Raw genomic sequence first — 19,223 nt, forward strand, 5'->3', positions numbered from 1 at the left:
GCTTCAGATCAAACCTTACGATGCCTGGAATTGCAGAACCTGCCCCGGTGCCTTTCTAACCAACAGCTGCCGCACTTGGGCCTGTTGCCGCTCACTCAGTTCGGTGAACACGTCTACCTCACCGGCGATGACAGCGGCCAGCGGCACACCGTCACGAAACAGAATACGGTTATTGATCTGGGCCGGGACGCGGCGGCCCGGGATGATGATGCCGACTAGGTTGAGGGGGTCGACGGCACTGATATTCAGGAGTTCACCATGTTTGTCCCGCTTGCGCGTGTCGCGCAGCGCGGCGACGGCTTCGGCCAGGGCGAACTGCTCACCGCTAAAACCCTGCACGAAGCGACCACCGCGGATCTCACCGCGCGCCTCCAGGCGGCGATAGACATAGAGCAGTTCGCGCCAGGGCGGCAGATTGGCCTCCCGCTCCAGTACTTTTCTGAACACCACGCCGTAGCGTTGCAACAGGGTGTGGGCGATGTGTTCCACCGCTTCGCTGTCGAAGGGTTGGGTCGCGTTGTCGTAATCCACCGCGGCACGCGGCGGACGCAGCAGCGACCAACGCCCGGCGTCGTCCACGCTCACCGCGGTGGCGCGGCGTCGGCGTCTGCCGTGACCGAACCCCGGACGTTTGTGTTGCGGTGCGATCAAGGCGCGCAGGCCGGCGAAGCTGTCGGAGGTGACCAGGCCGCGCGCCACCAGCTCGGCCAGGGCCTCTTCCACCTGGGTGCGCAGCAGACCGGTCTGTTGCACCAGATCGATGAAGAACGAGGCGCCGTGCTGATGCAAGGCATCCAATATTTTGTGGGCGCCTGCGGATAGTTTTAGATGTTCAAGCTCGGTGTCATCATTCAGTTTGTGCCAGTAATGGGCGTGTTGCCGCGCCACCAGCGCGATGGGCGTGATGCGCACCGGTGCGGCCTTGCGTGCCTGTTTGCCTTCGCTTTGTTTGGGCAGGTTGAGACGCAACCAGGTGATGCGGCCGGAGAGACAGAGATTCTCCAGCATGTCACTGGTGTAGCGCTCCAGCCGCGCGGGCAGGATCTCTGCCTCCCACCCCACCGCCGGGATGGAGTAGCCTTCCAGCTGTTCCAGCACGCCCAGCAAGGCGTCCTGCCCTTCGCCGCGATCCGTCAGATACTGCCACTGAAACAAAAAACGCATGTAGTCGGCCGGGGCCACGGCCTCAATCTCGCTGCGCAGCCGTTTTAGGGTGTAGCGATGGATGCGCGCCAGCAGACGCCGGTCGCACCATTCGGTTTCACTCGTTGCCTGGGTGGTGAAGCTGCCCTGGATGGCGAAGCCTTCCTGCTCCAGTTCCAGCAGGACGATGTCGAGCTGTTGGGTGGACAACCCCAGGGGCGCGGCCAGTTGCGCCACGGTGACCGGCCCCAGCCCTTCCAGGCGACTGCGGATCAATTCGCGCAGGGCATCCTCTTTGTGCAACGGCTGGTCACCGTTTTCAAACAACGGATCGATAGCAGGTTCACGCACCGCGTCTGGAAACAGGGTCAGGATTTCGTTCAAGCGTTCCGCCGCCACCCAAAGCTTTTTATCTGCATCGATGCTTACCAGCGTGACCCGCTTGTCGTCCGTCAGGCTGTTGAACAGAGGCTGCCAACCAAAACCCAATGCATCTTTTTCAACCAACGGGCCGCGTTGCGCCTCGCCCTCGCTCATGAAACCGAGCATGATAAGGCCGTCGTGTAGCTCGTCGGCGTCACGCGCATCGGGCCAGGCCTCTGACTGCACCCGCTGGATAGCCGCCATATCCAAACGACCGATGTCCGCCGCCGTTTCCGGATCCAGGTAACGGCGTTGTTGGATCGCCAGGGTGCGGCGCTCCTCCGCCGGGGCATCGTCGAGAAAGGCGTAGGGCCGGGCGTTGATTACTTCCATAGATAACGGCGACGGCGTGGTGAGGTCACACGTGACCAGTCGGATCTCGCCCTGCTCCAGGCGGGAAAGCAGGGTGATTAACCCGTCGATGTCCATAGCCTCGTACAGACAATCCTGCAGGGTCTGGCTGACCAGCGGATGGTCGGGCACTTCGCGATCACCGGCGATGTTTTCGAAACAGGCCAGCTGATCGGGAAAGATCACCGCCACCAGATCCTCGGCATCGGAGCGCTGAAACTGGGCCGGCACCCGCTTGCCGTTACGATTGCGAATCACCGCCAGGGCGATGTTGGCGTTCCAGCGCCAGCGGGTGGCGAACAGCGGCGCGGCCAGCAGGGCCTGGATCAAAATCTCTTTCACTGTGGCCGGCTTGAGATAGGCGGCGGGTTCTTCCAGCGGAAAACTGTGGGTCGGCCCCAGGGATAGAATGATGCTGTCCTCGGTGGCGGCGGCCTGAAGTTCAAAATTGAACTTGCGGCAAAAGCGTTTGCGCAGCGCCAGGCCCCAGGCGCGGTTGATGCGCGAGCCGAACGGCGAATGGATGACGAAGTGCATGTCCCCCACTTCATCGAAGAAGCGTTCGAAGATCAGCGTGTCGAAACTAGGCAATGCGCCCAGCGCGGCCTTGGCTGCAGCGAGGTATTCGGTGAGTTGTTGCGCCGCCGGTAACGGCAAGCTCAGCGCCTGCTGCAGCCATGCCTCGGCGGCCTCCATGCCCTGTTCCAGCTGCACGGAGATAGTGTCACGCAGCCTTGCCACCGCCAGCGACAACTCGTCGGTACGCCCCGGCGCCTCGCCGAACCAGAACGGGATGTTAGGCGGCTGGCCGTGGGCATCCTCCACATGGACCTTGCCCTGTTCGATTTTCAGAATGCGATACGAGGTGTTGCCGAGCTGGAAGATATCGCCGGGCAGACTCTCGAAGGCGAAGTCCTCGTTGAGACTGCCGATGGAATAGCCTTCGGGCGACAGCACCACGTCGTAATCGAACAGATCGGGGATGGCGCCGCCGTTGGTAATCGACGTCAGCCGCGCCGCCGGGCGCGGCCGCAGGCGACCGTTAACGGCATCGCGATACAGATAGGCGCCGCGCCGGCCACGGCGGGTGGAGAAGCCGTCGGCCAGCATGCGCACCACCTCGACAAACGCTTCGTTGGTTAAATCGCGATAGGGCCAGGCGCGGCGGAACTGTTCGAATAAAGCGGCCTCCTGCCACTCCTTGCCCGAGACCTCGGCGACGATCTGCTGCGCCAGCACGTCCAGCGGTTGTTGCGGCATGATGATGCGGTCCAGTTCATCGCGCCGGACCGCATCCAGCAGCGCTGTGCATTCCAGCAGATCGTCGCGCGACAGCGGAAACAAGCGCCCCTTAGGCAGACCGCCCACCGCATGGCCGGAGCGGCCGACGCGCTGCAGGAAGGTGGCAATGGAGCGCGGCGAGCCCAGCTGGCAGACCAGGTCCACGTCGCCGATGTCGATGCCCAACTCCAGCGAGGCGGTGGCCACCAGGGCGCGCAAGCGGCCGCCCTTGAGGCGCTGTTCAGCGTCTAATCTGTGTTCGCGCGCCAGACTGCCGTGGTGGGCGGTGACATTCTCCTCCCCCAGCCGCTCGGCCAGAAAGCGCGCCGCCCGCTCCGCCAGGCGGCGGGTATTCACAAAAATCAACGTGGTGCGGTGTTCATCCACCAGTTCGGCCAGGCGGTCGTAGATCTCGTCCCACACCTCGGCGGCCATGATCGCCTCCAGCGGCGAGTTGGGCACCTCGATGGACAGGTCGCGCTCGCGCGCGTGACCGGTGTCGATGATGGTGCAGTCTTGAGCCGGGCCGGTGAGGTAGTTGGCCATGGCCGCGATGGGCTTCTGGGTGGCCGACAGGCCGATGCGATTGGGCCGACTGCCGTGGTGGGCCTGACACAGGGCCGCCAGCCGTTCCAGCGACAGGGTCAGATGGGCACCGCGCTTATTGCCCGCCAGGGCGTGAATCTCATCCACGATCACTGTGCGCACGGTTTGCAGCATCTCGCGCCCCGAGGCGGAGGTGAGCAGGATATACAGCGATTCCGGCGTGGTGACCAGGATGTGGGGCGGCTGACGACGCATGCGCGCCCGCTCGCCCTGGGGCGTGTCGCCGCTGCGCACCCAGGCACGAATCTCCACATCCTTCATGGTCTGATGGAACAACTCCTCGCGGATGCCGGCCAGGGGCAGGTCCAGATTCTTCTGGATGTCGTTGGAGAGCGCCTTCAGCGGCGAGACATACAGCACTTGGGTCTCATCCTCCAAACCGCGTGCCTCACCCTCGCGTACCAGGGCATCGATGGCGGCCAGAAAGGCGGCCAGGGTTTTACCGGAACCGGTGGGCGCCGCGATGAGCGTGTTGTCGCGCCGCTGGATAGCGGGCCAGGCCTGTTGCTGGACGCCGGTGGGGCTGCCGAAGGTGGTGGTGAACCAGGCGGCGACGGCGGGGTGGAAGATGGACAAAGTCATGGATTATAGGACCGTTGGGACGGACGACTGTTCTCGGATAAATAAAACATAAGTTCCCCCCTTTGCAAAAGGAGGGTCAGGGGGGAATGGCACTTACTTAAGCTTCTTAGGGTGACCATTTTTCATCACCTCCGCTCTTGCTTCATGCCGTGTTCTCGTCAATAAGGGATAGGCTTTCGGTCTTCGCTTCACCGCTCTCGGTTCGATTCGGCCGGGACGATTCCCCACCTTTTTCTGCACCATCATGCGGAATAAATAACCGATATATTCATCATCCAAATACTGCGCGTTTTGTAGATAGATCAGCCATATCTGCAAGCAGTGCTTGAAACTTATACGTCTTGGGCTGATATCCGCCAGCAAGGCGGATTGTGCCATCATGAGGCGGATCAGGTTATAGGCAAGTAGATGGATCCATATTTCCTTGATCGCCATCTCGGGCGTTTTGCAACTGAGCACATTCATGCTTATAGTGTCTTTGATGTTGCGCAGGTCCAGCTCGATATGCCAGCGCATTTTGTACAGGGCTTTTAGCTTCTCTTTCGGGTAGTTGTTGTGATCGTCCAAAGTCGTGATCATTGTTTTGCCGCCGGCCTGGAATTCCCTGACCGTGAGTCTTTCTGGCGCCGCGTTATAGTCCTCTTCACTCATCCACTCCGGTCGTCGCTTGGGCTTGTCGATCAGGATCAGATGATCGCGTTCTCCCAGCCTTTGACCGAGACGAAAATCTGTCACGCGCTTTCTGGAACCGTTCTGCTCCATTAGAATATCGATCCCGTCGGCCTGCATGGCGGCAATAAAGAAATAGGTGGCAAAGAAGGCATCGCCGAGCGCGATATCGCCGGGCTGCAAGGTGTTCTGTATGGCGCGCAACAGGGTTTGTTCGTCACCCCCCTTGCCGTTGAAACGGCCGATCGCTGCATTCAATAGCGCACCGCTGGCCAGACTGGTGATGCCGACGATGCGACAAATGGGAAACCCTAAACCAGGCTGTTGACCGCGTTGTTGTGGGAATACGGCTTGGTTGGCAGCCGTGTCGGGCATCGTGACGGTGGTGCCGTCGATAATCCTGATGTGTCGACCCTGCCATTGCCATTCATCAGGCGCTCGTTCGTCAAGCTGGTCGCCCAGATGTTGGGTCAGTTCTGCGACCATCGTCAAAGGCAATCGTTGCCTGGCACGACAATAGCCACCCGTGTATGTGCTTCGGGCGCTAAACCCGCCGGCGAGTCGCTGGACTGCTGCCCGGTTAACAATGCTCTGACAGGAACGATCGGCGCTCATGGCTTGGGCCAGGAACATGGATAAGGTTTCCGTAGGTGGATAGAGGCGTTCCCGGTGCTCGGGCAAGAGCGCTTCCACTTTGTCCAGCAGCGTGTCGCTGGTGAGAAGATTGAAGAAACGATAGCTGTTGCTGTTTCCACGGTATGCCTCAACTCGAGTATGTTGATGTTTTTTGGCAGTATGGCTAAGCTTCATCGAGACCGGTTCCTTTTGGTAGGTTGTGGGTTTGGCGATTTACACCCTACCATGGTGCCGGTCTTTCTATTTGATAATCAAGTGCTTGGGCTTAAGTAAGTGCCATTCGGGTCAGAGTCATTGATTTCTAGCCCTCCGGTACTTCTCCGGTTTCGAGGGTGTTCAAAACACTGTGTCACCAATGCTCACAGAGCCAGGTGCTCGTCCCATTGATCCCAAACCGATCAGCCTGGAGCAGCGCCGGGACAAGCCCTGGTTTCGCGCCGCCTGTTTAGTGACTAATCCCGTCGCCGCGCTGTTACACGAATAGATCTCATCCGGGCGCATCGTCAACTTCGGTCACAAACCCCAAACGGCTTAAGCCGGCCTGCCGAGCCGCGGCCATCACCCGCACCACATGGTAGTAATCGGTGTGACGGTCGGCGCGGATATGCAGCTGCGGCTGGGGGGTTTCGGCGGCCGCTGCGGCCAGCCGCGCGGTCAAGGCCGGGCCCGTCAGTAGGACGTCATTCCAATACACCTCACCCGCGGCGTTCACGGCGACGCTCACCGTCTCCGGCGTGGTCTCGGTGGCACTACTGCTGGCTCGCGGCAACTCCACTTCCAGCGAGCGGGTCAGCACCGGCACGGTCAGCATGAATATGATCAACAACACCAGCATGACATCCACCAATGGGGTCATGTTGATTTCACTCATTACCTCGTCTTCGTCGCGCTCATCGAAAAATGCCATCAGTGCACCTCATCATCATGCTTGTTCGCGACCCCGGATAGAAAATAGGGATGCAATTGATGGGCGAACCGGTTGAGTCTGTTCACCACATTCTTGTTGCTGCGCACCAGGGCGTTGTAGCTCAGCACGGCGGGAATGGCCACCGCCAAGCCGAAAGCGGTCATGATCAGGGCCTCACCCACCGGTCCGGCGATCTTGTCGATACCCGCCTCGCCCGAAACGCCGATGCGGACCAGGGCATGATAAATCCCCCAAACCGTACCGAACAGGCCGATGAAGGGGGCGGTGGAACCGATTGATGCCAGCAGCGACAAACCGCTCTGCAGCTGTTCACGCCGTTCATCAATGGCACTCCGCAGGCTGGCGGACAACCAGTCGGCCAGCGGCAGGTGGCCGTGCAGATCCTGTCTGTGGCTGGCATGGTGCGACACCGCCTGACGCCCCTGCTGCGCCAGATAATAAAACGGATTGTTTCGCCCCTCGGCCTCCAGGAGTTGCAAGCCCTCGTCAAAGCGCTTGGCGTGCCAGAAAGCCGCGGCGTTTTTGGCCATGCGGCGCACACGCCAGAGGACCGCTACGCGCACCACGATGACGGTCCACGAAGCGACCGACATGAGCAGCAATAGCACGGCGACGAATTTGATCACCGGGTCGCCCTGTTGCCATAGGGTCTCCATTCCGTAGGGGTTTGTTTCCATGCTAATACTCGTTCTGTGAATACGCCACCGGCTCAAGCCGGTGACTTCGGGTTACAGCTGTGAGCCGGAGTAATCGGCCATTCGGCCGCTTTGTTTTGCCCCCTCTCTTTGAGAGAGAAGAAACACTCTATTCAAACTCATTCACGCTATCCAACAACCAAGTTCATATCATACGCAGATAGCCGTCGCCGACAGGCGAGGAGGTACTGATCCCCTCTCGGGGACTTTAAAGGATAATTCATTGCTGAGCGCGTGTCAGCGAAAACTCGATGGGCTGCCGGTAACGGTAGTCGATGGCCTCGCCATTGCGGGTGGCAGGGACGTAACGCCAGTTGCGCACCGCCGCCAGGGCGGCTTTATCCAGACGCGGATAACCACTGGAACGCTGCACTTCCACCTGACTCACCGATCCGTCTTTATGCACCACCAGCTCCAGCACCACCACACCCTCTTCGCGTAACCGCTTTGACAGCCGCGGATAGTCGGGCGCTGGATTGTTCAAATGGCGGGCATGCCGGCGCGGCGGTGTGACACTCGCTTGCGGCGCGGCTGTGGCCGCCGCATCCGGCGCCGGCGCCGGAGTGACGTCCGGCTCCTCGGGCGTTGGCTCGGGCGTTGGCTCGGGCGTTGGCTCGGGCGTTGGCTCGGGCGTTGGCTCGGGCGTTGGCTCGGGCGTTGGCTCGGGCGTTGGCTCGGGCGTCGGCTCGGGCGTCGGCTCGGGCGTCGGCTCAGGCGTCGGCTCGGGCGTCGGCTCGGGTTGCGATGACGACGACGCGACCATTACCCCTTGGATCACCGGCGCCTCGACCACCTCAGGCGGTGGCGCATCATTCAGCGAGAGCGCCAACAATCCGGCGGCGTGTGCGGCCATTACCAGAACCAGGCAAACGATTATTCCACTACGCGATAAAACTGCATCATCCCCCCATCATAAAAGGGCCGTTACCACGTAACGGCCCTTACTCAATCAAATGCTGTCGTCCCTGCTCACATCAGAAGCGATGAGTCATGCCCAACGACAGGGTCAGTGGCTTGTTGGGACGGGCACCATCGGGCGTGCGCGCGACGATCTTCTGCTCGTCAAACACATTTTCCACCTTGACGAACACATCCACGTCACTGGCCAACGGATAGTGGCTGACAAAGTCCACTACCACCAGCGATTCAGTCTCGTCGAAGGCGTTGGCGGCGTTGTTACAACCGGTGACTACACACATCTCGTCGATGTATTTGGCTATGGCGTAGCTGTCCCAGCCGCTGCTGTGTTCCAGCCCGGCGCGCAGCGCCAGTACATGTTCCGGCACATCCTTGAGCTGGTCGCCACTGTTGAAACCGCTCGCCGTATTGTCGGCGCTGATCTCGGCCCGGGTGAACGTGTAGGCGATGTTCAAGGGGATATCGAATTGCCCCTGCTTGAATGCGCTGCCGAGCTGCAGCTCCAAGCCGCTGATTTCCGCCTCGCCGGTAACGAAACTGCCGGAGGTGGCGCCGTTACTGCAAGGTGCGCCGAGCGAACAATATTCCGTCTTGTTGGAAAAGTCACTATAAAAACCGACGGCCTCGGCGAACAGGGCATCGGTGCGATAGCGCAGCCCCAGCTCCCAGTTGTCGCTGGTCTCCGGCTCTTCATTGGCTGTGGCACCGCCGCCCAAGGGGGAGAAGCCCTTATGCACACCGGCCAACAACTGCCAGGTCTGATCCAGGTCATAGGTCAAGGAGGCGCCCGGCAACAATTCATCGGACTCATTGCTGCGCGTCGCGGCAACGACGGTGCGCGCCGCGTTACCATATTGAATACGGCTGCTGCTGACATCCTCGTAACGCAGTGCCAGATTGACATTGAGGCGCTCGCTCACCTGCCAATCATCCAGCAACCACAGACTGGTGGCCTCGGCCTCTTCAAAGCGGTTGTCGCCGCCGCTGGGCGCCGTCGTCGACTGATACACCAGCGAACCGTTGACCTGGTCGTAGACATCCACCGGCTGGAAGCGATCCATCTCGTCTTCATGCAGACGCGCGCCCACACTGACCAGATGGCGCCCGGCGGCCACATCCACGTTCAACTGCACGCCTTGTGATACATAGGCGCGGTTGTTGTGTTTGTAATTGAGCCCGGTCACATCCGTCGTGCCGTCGAGTATCCCCTGGGCCGTGGCATTGCCGCTATTGGCATCATCGATAAAGCTGCCGCCGCCGCTGAGTTTGAACCAATCCCGCTCGAAGTAATTGCGATACAGGGTGGTGGTCGACGTGACCCGCTCGTTCCAATCCTTGGTATGGGTGGCCGACAAGCCGCGGTGACGGTTGTCCATCTGATCGATGCTGGAGAGACCGTAACGGCGATTGGGGTCGGCATTGAAGTCGGCGTCGGTCAGCCCCAGATAGGTCTCGTTGGAGATCTCTTCGGAATACTGGGCCTTGAGCAGGATGTCTTGGTCATCCCCCTGCCAGCCCAGCTTGGCCACGTAATCGGCGATGTCGAAGCCGGTATCCCGGTTGCTGCGGTCGATATCCTTATAGCCCTCGACTTCGCGTTGCACCGTCTCCAACTGCCAGCGCCACGCCCCCTGGCGGGCACCGTAATGGGTGTGGACGTCGGTGGAGCCACGCTCGTCGAACATTACCGACAACTCGCCGCCCCGATCCTCGGGGATGGGCGTGGAAATCAAGTTGACCACCCCGCCCGTGGTCTGGGGACCGTGGCGCAGCAGGGGCGCACCCTTGAGCACCTCAATCGCCGACATACGCATGGCAGTGGGGAAATAGTAGGCCGCCGGGTTGGAATACGGGGCCGGCGCGATCAGTACACCGTCTTCCAGCAGGGTGATCTTCTCGCTGCGCTCGGCCGTCGCACCGCGAATACCGATGTTTGGACGCAAGCCGGTGCCTTCTTCCTCACGCACATAAACGCCGGGCACGGTCTTGAGCACCTGGTTCACATCGGTGACCACCTCCTGCTCCAGGCGCTCCGACGTTACCACCGCACCGGAGCCGGGCAAGCTTCGGGCCTGCTCCTCCGTACCGATAATCAATACCTTATCCAAGCTTTCGGGCGGGGCCGCTGGCGCGATGACCGGGGCCAGGGCGGTGATGACCGCGATGGATACTAGAGACCGCTTGTACATAGACATAACTCCCTTCTTACATTTGACAGAACATGCACGGGCCGAGCCGCAACTGATAACCATTCTCATTACTGTATGTGAATACGGATGGTAATTATTATCGTCTGCGTTGTCAAACCATAAATGGGCCGAGCGGATCGATCCCGCGGTAAGCAGATCAATGGCGATCAACGGGGGGAGATTTACTCTGGCCCATACTCTGGCCCCATTGATCGCTCATTGAGTATCCTCCATTGATCCTCCTCGCCCGCGCCACGACGAACGCCACGATTTTGTCCGCTTTTTGTCGTCGCGCGTTCAATGTGTGCGCTCCATCCATATGTCTTCAGCAAACCCGTGATTCGAGACATTGAACGCACGGCCGGCTCGGATTCATTGCGATATTTCAATGCTGCGTGATTCAAACGCACTAGCATGGAGAGCATTAAACAATTGTGCTGTCGCTAACAGGACATAAAGATGGCGCGGCCGTATCGCTGTCCGCTTTCACATCCAAGCCAATGGAGGATTACACCATGAGCACCCTGAAGGTCATTGAAGTCTTATCCGAATCAGACAAAGGCTGGGAAGACGCCGCACAGCAAGCGCTCAGCAAGGCCGCAGAGACCATTCAAAATATCAAATCGATTTATATCAAGGAAATGGAGGCCAAAGTCGAGAACAACAGCATTACCCGTTACCGCATCAATGCCAAGATCACCTTCGAACTGAAATCCTGACCGGTATGACATCCCCCTCCCCCCAGAAGAACGGGATCAGCGGCGCATGCCCTGACCCCGAAATGTTCAGATCATGGACGTCGGGATCCTGAGGAACCGTAACGGCTCCGGGAAAGAGCCGGACATGATGCAGGAGCATGTACTGAAAATGCGTGGATGCAGGGGCGGGATAAAGCGTCACGGCATGGTGAGAGATGATGTAAACGCGCAATGACGGGGTCCGGTCGCTCAATGCGTAGTCCGCGGCAGAGCCCGGCGCCCGCTTTCCCACGCTGTTAAGGAGATGATCTAGATGATCCAACGACTTCGACAGACAGAGCCACCTGTGGATCGCGATCTCGACAGTGAGCTGCGGAAATTCGCCACTCCGCTGCAATCAGACGATGACCTGACGCCGCTGCTGGAGCGTATCGGCGACGCGCGCTACGTCCTCCTTGGCGAAGCGTCGCACGGCACGGCCGAATACTACTCCTGGCGGACCCGGATCAGCCGCCGGCTGATCGAGGAGAAAGGCTTCGATTTCATCGCGGTCGAAGGCGATTGGCCCAATTGCTACCGGCTTAATCGCTATATCAAGGGCTTTCAGGATGCCGGCGCCAGTGCCCGCGACGTCCTCCACGCCTTCGAGCGTTGGCCCACTTGGATGTGGGCCAACGAGGAAATCGTCGCACTGGCCGAGTGGCTACGGCATCGCAACGAGCGCCTGCCGGCGGCGCGAAAGACCGGTTTCTACGGGCTGGATGTCTACAGCTTGTGGGACTCGCTGCATTCCCTGATGGCGTACCTGCGGCGCTCGCGTCCCGAGGCGTTCGAGCAGGCCGTGCACGCCTTCCGCTGTTTCGAGCCCTACGGCGAAGACCCGCAGGAATACGCCTGGGCGACAAGGTTCGTAGACGCCTCTTGCGAAGACGAGGTGGTCGCACTGCTCGCGGAAATACGCCGCGGCGCGCCGCATTACGCCCATGACGGGCGCGAATCGGACTTGAATGCGGAGCAGAACGCGATTGTCGTGAAGGACGCTGAGCACTATTACCGTACCATGGTGCATGGGGGGCCGGAGTCCTGGAACATCCGCGATCGCCACATGGTCGAGACGCTGGAGCGGCTGATGCGCCATCACGGGCCGCAGGCCAAGGCGATCGTGTGGGAGCACAACACCCACATCGGCGATGCGCGCTATACCGACATGAGCGACGAGGGAATGGTGAACGTGGGTCAGCTTGTGCGCCAGCAGCGCGAGCGCGAGGATGTGGTACTGGTCGGCTTCGGCTCTCACCGTGGCAGTGTGATCGCCGGCAGCAGTTGGGAAGCGCCGATGGCGCGGATGCCTGTCCCCCCCGCCCGACGTGACAGTTGGGAAGACGTGCTGCACCGCATGGGACCGGAAAACCGGCTGTTGATCTTCAACCGGGACACGCCGGGTGAAGCCATGCTGAGGCCCCGCGGACACCGTGCGATCGGTGTGGTGTATCATCCGCGCCACGAAATGCTCGGCAACTACGTGCCGACGGTCCTGCCGCGTCGCTACGACGCATTCCTTTATCTGGACGAGACGACCGCGTTGCACCCCTTGCGCGTGCCGGTCGAGACGAAGCGCGAGGTCCCCGACACGTTTCCCGCCGGCGTTTGATGCGCGCGTTCTCCTTCCTGTGGCTAAGTCCGAAAAAGGCGACCCGCCTTGCAAACGCATTTGATAGCCCCTGAAGCTGGCTGAACCAGCAAATGAGCGACGGCCTGAACAGTAGCGAGGGAACCGGGTCAGGTTCGCCCTGATCCCTTTGATCCTATATCAATCACTACGCTGCGTTGTTAGGCGGCGTTGGCCCACCGTTTATTGGCGTATTACTCGGGATACAACAGATAACAGCGCGCCGAATGGCTGGGACTGGCGGCCACCGCGTCGGGATAGGCCTGGCTGCAGCGCGCCATGGCGTGGGGACAGCGAGGATGAAAATGACAGCCGGCCGGCGGCGCCATGGGCGACGGGAGATCGCCTTCGATGTGCAGCACGTCCCGCTTAGTGTCTGAATCAATGCTGGGCACCGCCGCCAACAGGGCCTGGGTATAGGGATGCCGCGGCGTCTGCAAAATCTCCGTCACCGTGCCACGCTCGACAATGCGGCCCAGATACATCACCGCCACTTCGTCGGCCAGATAAGACACCACCGAGATGTTGTGGGTGATGAATAGATAAGAAATGCCGAACTGCGCCTGCAGCGCCTGCATTAAATTCAGGATCTGCGCCTGCACCGACACATCCAAGGCGCTGGTGGGTTCGTCGCAGATAATCAGCTTCGGGTCCAAGGCCAGGGCACGGGCGATGCAGATGCGCTGGCGCTGACCGCCGGAAAACGTGTGCGGATAGCGGTTGCGCATGGCGGCCGACAGGCCCACGTGTTCCAGCAGGGTGTCGACGCGCACGCGGCGTTGTTGCCTGTCGCCGCCGATGCCCTGGGCCAGCATGCCCTCTTCGACAATGGCGCCGATGGTCATACGCGGGTTCATGGAGGAAAAGGGGTCCTGGAAGATGAACTGCATGTCGCGGCGCTTGCGGCGCAGGCGTTCGCCGCTGAGGTAGGTGAGGTCCTCGCCTTCGAACATCACCTGTCCCGCGGTGGGACGCAACAACTGCAGAATGGCCTTGCCCGCCGTGGTCTTGCCGCAGCCTGACTCGCCCACCAAGGCGAGGGTCTTGCCCTTTTCGATGCTGAGATCGATGCCGTCCACGGCGTAGACGAGACCGCTGCCGCGTTTGAACAGTCTCGGGCGCGCGGGGAAGTGGACCTTAAGCCCCTTCACCTCCAGCAGCGCCCCACCGACCTCGGCATTGATGTCGGCTTTAAGCTCGGCCGAAGCAACGATGTCCTGCGGCGGCCATTGCCTTAACACGTCGGGATCACAACGGTGACAGCGGACATGATGGCCGGCGTCCGTTTCGAGCCAGGCGGGCGCCCGGTCACGACACAGGTCCCAGGCGAAGTCGCAGCGGCTGGTAAAACGGCAGCCGGTGAAGACCTCGGTCAAGGGCGGCACGCTGCCCTTGATCACCTCCAGTTGTCGGTCGCGCTTCTGCAACTCGGGCAGGGAGTCGAACAGTTTGAGGCTGTAGGGATGTTGCGGGTGATTAAAAAAGGTCGCACGCTCGGCCTGCTCGACGATATGTCCGGCATACATCACCGCTACCCGGTCGGCGGTCTCGGCCACCACGCCCAGGTCATGGGTAATGAGCAAAATGGCCATGCCGGTCTGCTGTTGCAGATCGCGCAGTAGTTGCAACACCTGGGCCTGGATGGTGACGTCCAGGGCGGTGGTGGGTTCGTCGGCGATGAGCAGGTCCGGTTCGCCGGCCAGGGCCATGGCGATCATGACGCGTTGTTTCATACCGCCGGAGAGCTGATGCGGATACTCATCGATGCGGCTCGCGGGGGCGGGGATGCCCACCGCAGCCAACAACTCGATGATGCGCCTGCGTGCCGCCGCGCCCCTCATCTGCTTGTGCCGCCACAATACCTCGCCGATCTGCCGCCCCACCGTGAACACCGGATTAAGCGAGTTCATGGGTTCCTGAAAGATCATGGCGATACGGTTGCCGCGCAGCTTGCGCATGCCCGCCTCGGGCAGTTTGAGCAGGTCTGCGCCGTCGAGCAGGATCTCGCCGCCGACCACCTCACCCGGCGACGGCACCAGGCCCATGATGGACAGCGAGGTCATGGATTTGCCGCAGCCCGACTCGCCTAACAGGGCGAAGGTCTCGCCGCGCTGGATATCGAAACCGACGCCGTCCACCACGCGGGCGCTCTGTTCACCGAGGTTGAACCAGGTCTGCAGATTGCGGACGCTGAGCAGCGCGTCGGACATCAGTGCTCGAACTCAACGCGCGGCACGGCGGCCAAGAGCTTCTTGGTGTACTCGTGCTGCGGTACGCGGCTGATGCGATCGGTCGGGCCCTGCTCCACGATGCGGCCGTCGTTCATCACCGCCATCTCGTCGCTGACGTATTCCACCACGCCGATGTTGTGGGTGATGAACAACAAGGTCAAATCGCGTTCCTGGCGCAGTTCCAGCAGCATTTGCAGAATTTCGGCCTGCACCGAGACGTCGAGGGCGCTGGTCACCTCGTCGCAGACGATAAACCGGGGGTTCAAGGCCAAGGCCCGGGCGATGCCGATGCGCTGGCGTTGACCGCCGGAAAACTCATGGGGAAAGCGCCACACATAGTCACCCTTCAAGTGCACCCGCTCCAGAATCCGTTTGGCCAGCTCCAGGCGTTCTTCCTTCGATTCGCCGATGCCGTGCACCTTCATGGGCTCGGTGAGGGTGGCGGCGATGGTGAGGCGCGGATTGAGGGAGGACATGGGATCCTGAAAGATGATCTGCATCTCGCGCCGCAGCGGTTGCATCTGCTTGTGCGGCAGGGCGGTGATGTCGGCACCGTCGAAGTATACCTTGCCGGCGGTGGGATCGTTCAAGCGCAGGATCGCCCGTCCGAGGGTGCTCTTGCCGCAACCCGACTCCCCCACCAGCGCCAGGATCTGGCCCTTGGGGATTTTGAGGTCGATGCCGTCCACCGCCTTGACATGATCGACGGTGCGGCGCAGCACGCCTTTCTTGATAGGAAAATACACCTGCACCCCCTGCAGTTCGAGCAAGGGTTTGGCTGACGCAGTGTGCTCGGAATCGTGGCTGATGATCTCGCGCGGCAGATTCTCCGGCAGGGCCGCCAATAGCTTTTTGGTATAGGGATGTTGCGGCTGGTTGATCATCTGCTTCAGGGGGCCGGCCTCAACGATCTTGCCCAGTTGCATCACCGCCAGCCGGTCGGCCATCTGCGACACCACGCCGAAGTCGTGGGTGATGAACAGGATGGCGGTGCCGCGGCGTTGCTGCAGATCCTTCATCAGGCGCAGGATCTCGGCCTGCACGGTCACATCCAGGGCGGTGGTGGGTTCGTCAGCGATGAGCAGGTCGGGCTCGCAGGCCATGGCCATGGCGATCATGACACGCTGCCGTTGACCGCCGGAGAGGCGGTGCGGATATTCGTCGATGCGCTCCGCGGCATTGGGGATCTTGACCTGCTCCAGGGCGGCGATGGCGCGCTGGCGCGCCGCGGCCTCGTCCATCTCCGGGTTGTGAAGTTGCAGCGCCTCGATGATCTGGTCGCCGATGGTGAACACCGGATTGAGGGAGGTCATGGGCTCCTGGAAGATCATGGCGATGCGCGCGCCGCGGATGGTGAGTGTCTTGGCCGGATCAAGCCTGAGCATGTCCACCTGCTCGATGCGGCCGTCGTTATGGCGATAATCGAATAGAACGCGCCCGCCCGGGTGTTGGCTGATGTCCTGGGGCAATAACTGGATCACGGACAAAGCGGTGATGGACTTGCCGCTGCCCGACTCCCCCACCAGGCAAAAGGTCTCGCCCTTCTTGATCTCGAAACTGACCTCGTCCACGGCGCGCACGATTTCGTCGCCGCTGCGCAGCCAGGTCTGCAGGCCTTCGACTTTGAGCAGCCTAGTCATTATCTGGCCGACTTCTTGAGATGGGGATCGATGGCGTCGCGCATGGATTCGCCGATCAGGTTGTAGGCGAACACGGTGAGAAAGATCGCCCCGCCGGGAAAGGCCGCCATCCACCAGTTGAAGGTGGCGGCCTGTACCGCCTGGTTGAGCATCTGGCCCCAGGAGGGATCGTCCACCAGGCCCAAGCCGAGGAAGCTCAGGGTGGCCTCGGCGAGGATGGCCGAGGCCACGCCGAAGGAGGCCGCGACTAAAACCGGCGCCATGCCGTTGGGCAGAATATGGCGGAACAGGATGGAGTGCAGCGGCAGGCCGCAGGCGATGGCCGATTGCACGAACTCCTGCTGGCGCAGTTTCAAGAATTCGGCGCGCACGTAACGGGCATAGCCGGTCCAGCCGGTAATGCCGATGATGATCATCATGACGTAGAGGTTGCGTCCGAAGAAGGCGACGAAGGTCAGCAACAGGAACAACACCGGGATGGCCTCGAAGATCTCCACCAGGCGCATGCCGATCATGTCATAGATGCCGGAGAAGTAGCCCATCAGCCCGCCGATGATGGTGCCGATGATCATGGCGATGCCGGTGGCGACGAAGCCTATGCCCAAGGCGATACGCGAGGCGTGGATCATGCGACTGAGCACATCGGCGCCGTTTTCGTCGGTGCCGAACCAGTGGCTGCGATCAGTGTCGGCCAGCGGCGCCTCCAGTCCGGTATCGCCGGCGTCGCGCAGGTAGTCCTTAGGCGAATACGGGATGGGCGCGGTGAGCATCCAGTTATACTCGCCCGCCCTCGCCTTTTCCCGATATTCTTCATAGATGCTGAGCTTGGGCGGTGACACCAAGGCATTGCAGGCTAGGCCTGCGATCACCGCGATCAGAATCACGATACCGAATTTGGCGCGAAAGCTGATGCCCACAAACCACAGCGCCACGGCGCTGAAAAAGATGATCAACAATGTCACGTCCGCTGCGCTGAGGTATGTCAACAAGGGGCTGCGCAACTCACCCTGCGCGCTCACTAACAAGGGATGACTGTTGGCCAGAAACGGCGCGAATACCGCCACGAACACCAGCAGGCCAATCCACGCCAGACCGATGCGCGCGCCCCATTTGGTGAACACCTCGCGCAATACCTGGGCGGCATAACTGCGCTGTTGCCGGGGTTTCACAGCCTCACTCATAGCTCACCCGGGGGTCGGCGATGGCGTAGCAGAGATCGGCGATCAGATAACCGGCCAGGGACAACAGGGTACCGATCAAGGTGATCGACAGTACCAGCTCACGGTCGCGGGTCTGCACCGCCTCCACCGCCAGTTTGCCCATGCCGTCGATACTGAACAGGGCCTCGACGATAATGGAGCCACCCAGCAGGCTGGGCAACAGCCCGGCCGCCACGGTAATCAGGGGCAACAGGCTGTTGCGGAACACGTGGCGCCACAGCACCTGTTGATCGGGTACACCCTTGGCGCGGGCGGTGCGGGCATAATCCGAGAGCAGATTTTCCAGCACCGAACTGCGTGTCAGCTTGGCCAGAAAGGCGAAGCCGCCGTAGGAGAGACACAGCACCGGCAACAGCAAATGCCAGACGCGATCGAGCAGAAAGCCACGCACGAACTCGCCCTGCATGAAATAAAAACCCACGCCCGCACCGACACACAGGCCTACCATGCCCATCATGCTGGTGCGCAGGGCGCCGTAATCGGTATAGCCGATAAAGCCCGTGATGAACGCCAGTAACACGGCGATGATGAAATAGGTAATCTGCAGCGACTCGCCCGGTAGGGCATCGGCCATCGTGATGCCCAGGCCTGCGCCAAGCAATGCCATTACGCCTGTGCGCAGCAAGCGCCCGCCCCTCAGACTCAAGGTGATAAACAAGGACAGCGCAATGGCGATGGCCGCGAACAGCAGCAATACATCAGCAAGTGAATGCCAGTGCGGCATAAAGGGCATGTCCAAGGCTTCGCGCCGATTGAGACCGGCGGTGGGAAACCAGCGCCAGTATTGATCGCTGGCAAAAAAACCGATCAGCAGCACGCCGGCGAGCATGGTGGGCACCGACCACAGCGCCAGCATGCTCACCCCCGACCCCACGTCGAAGGCCTTGCCCCGTTGTGTCGCGGCGTGGACACCGATGGCGATGGCGATCACGTAGATCAGGGGGATGGAGATGACATTCAACAGTAGCGTGATGGGCAGGCGTTCTTCAATCAAATCCAGCACCGGGCGGCCGTACCGGAAACTGGTACCCAGGTCCGAGCCCTTGGTGAAGGAAAAGCCCTCGATCTCGTTTTCCTCATTAAAGGTGAATCCCACCGGCGACACGTTGTTGAGCCAACGCAGGTATTGCACCGGGGCCGGTTGGTCCAGACCGTAGAGGCGGTTGTAATACTTCTCCATGGCCTGCTTCACCTCGGGCTCGAGGTTCTGACCTTCCACCAGACTCTGCGCGCTGATGCCTCCGGGGGCCGCCGCCATGACGGCGAAGACCACGATGGTGATCCCGATCAGGGTCGGGAACATCAACAGCAGGCGGCGGATGATATAGGTATGCATCGGGGCCT

The 19,223-nt window shown here is 61.0% G+C and carries 12 protein-coding genes; 2 read left to right on the top strand and 10 right to left on the bottom strand.

Annotation, left to right across the window (positions count from 1 at the left end):
• Nucleotides 1-15 precede the first annotated feature (15 nt).
• From Tel_10360 to Tel_10385, 6 genes are all read right to left on the bottom strand, one after another.
• Nucleotides 16-4,386, bottom strand: coding sequence for an ATP-dependent DNA helicase (locus tag Tel_10360; GenBank protein ID ALP53512.1), 4,371 nt, complete (start codon nt 4,384-4,386; stop codon nt 16-18).
• 93 nt (nt 4,387-4,479) lie between these two features.
• On the bottom strand, nt 4,480-5,865 hold the full coding sequence (locus Tel_10365; GenBank protein ID ALP53513.1) for a transposase: 1,386 nt from the start codon (nt 5,863-5,865) through the stop codon (nt 4,480-4,482).
• Between the two features lie 313 nt (nt 5,866-6,178).
• On the bottom strand, nt 6,179-6,598 hold the full coding sequence (locus Tel_10370) for a biopolymer transporter ExbD (protein ALP53514.1): 420 nt from the start codon (nt 6,596-6,598) through the stop codon (nt 6,179-6,181).
• Nucleotides 6,598-7,296 (bottom strand): biopolymer transporter ExbB, encoded by a 699-nt coding sequence (locus Tel_10375; protein ALP53515.1) that lies wholly within the window; start codon nt 7,294-7,296, stop codon nt 6,598-6,600. Before Tel_10375 ends, Tel_10370 begins: the two co-directional genes overlap by 1 nt.
• Before the next feature lie 238 nt (nt 7,297-7,534).
• Nucleotides 7,535-7,798: a hypothetical protein gene (locus Tel_10380; GenBank protein ALP53516.1), complete on the bottom strand. Its 264-nt coding sequence runs from the start codon at nt 7,796-7,798 to the stop codon at nt 7,535-7,537.
• A 490-nt stretch (nt 7,799-8,288) separates the two neighbouring features.
• Nucleotides 8,289-10,427 carry a hypothetical protein gene (locus Tel_10385; GenBank protein ID ALP53517.1) on the bottom strand — a complete coding sequence of 713 codons (2,139 nt, stop codon included), beginning with the start codon at nt 10,425-10,427 and terminating at the stop codon, nt 8,289-8,291.
• Between the two features lie 509 nt (nt 10,428-10,936).
• On the opposite strand from Tel_10385, the gene Tel_10390 reads away from it, so the two are divergent.
• Nucleotides 10,937-11,140 (top strand): hypothetical protein, encoded by a 204-nt coding sequence (locus Tel_10390; protein ID ALP54829.1) that lies wholly within the window; start codon nt 10,937-10,939, stop codon nt 11,138-11,140.
• A gap of 292 nt (nt 11,141-11,432) precedes the next feature.
• Nucleotides 11,433-12,770 (top strand): protein-L-isoaspartate O-methyltransferase, encoded by a 1,338-nt coding sequence (locus Tel_10395; protein ID ALP53518.1) that lies wholly within the window; start codon nt 11,433-11,435, stop codon nt 12,768-12,770.
• A 212-nt stretch (nt 12,771-12,982) separates the two neighbouring features.
• Here Tel_10395 and Tel_10400 read toward each other — a convergent pair whose 3' ends face one another.
• The 4 genes from Tel_10400 to Tel_10415 are packed head-to-tail and all read right to left on the bottom strand — an operon-like array spanning nt 12,983 to nt 19,215.
• Nucleotides 12,983-14,998, bottom strand: coding sequence for an ABC transporter ATP-binding protein (locus Tel_10400; GenBank protein ID ALP53519.1), 2,016 nt, complete (start codon nt 14,996-14,998; stop codon nt 12,983-12,985).
• Nucleotides 14,998-16,659 (bottom strand): ABC transporter ATP-binding protein, encoded by a 1,662-nt coding sequence (locus Tel_10405; protein ALP53520.1) that lies wholly within the window; start codon nt 16,657-16,659, stop codon nt 14,998-15,000. Before Tel_10405 ends, Tel_10400 begins: the two co-directional genes overlap by 1 nt.
• Nucleotides 16,659-17,840, bottom strand: a complete 1,182-nt coding sequence (locus Tel_10410; GenBank protein ALP53521.1) for an ABC transporter permease — start codon at nt 17,838-17,840, stop codon at nt 16,659-16,661. Before Tel_10410 ends, Tel_10405 begins: the two co-directional genes overlap by 1 nt.
• Nucleotides 17,833-19,215, bottom strand: coding sequence for an ABC transporter permease (locus tag Tel_10415; protein ALP53522.1), 1,383 nt, complete (start codon nt 19,213-19,215; stop codon nt 17,833-17,835). The genes Tel_10410 and Tel_10415 overlap by 8 nt, the downstream gene beginning before the upstream one ends.
• Between the last annotated feature and the right edge of the window lie 8 nt (nt 19,216-19,223).

The sequence above is a fragment of the Candidatus Tenderia electrophaga genome (assembly GCA_001447805.1).
Lineage (GTDB): Bacteria > Pseudomonadota > Gammaproteobacteria > Tenderiales > Tenderiaceae > Tenderia > Tenderia electrophaga.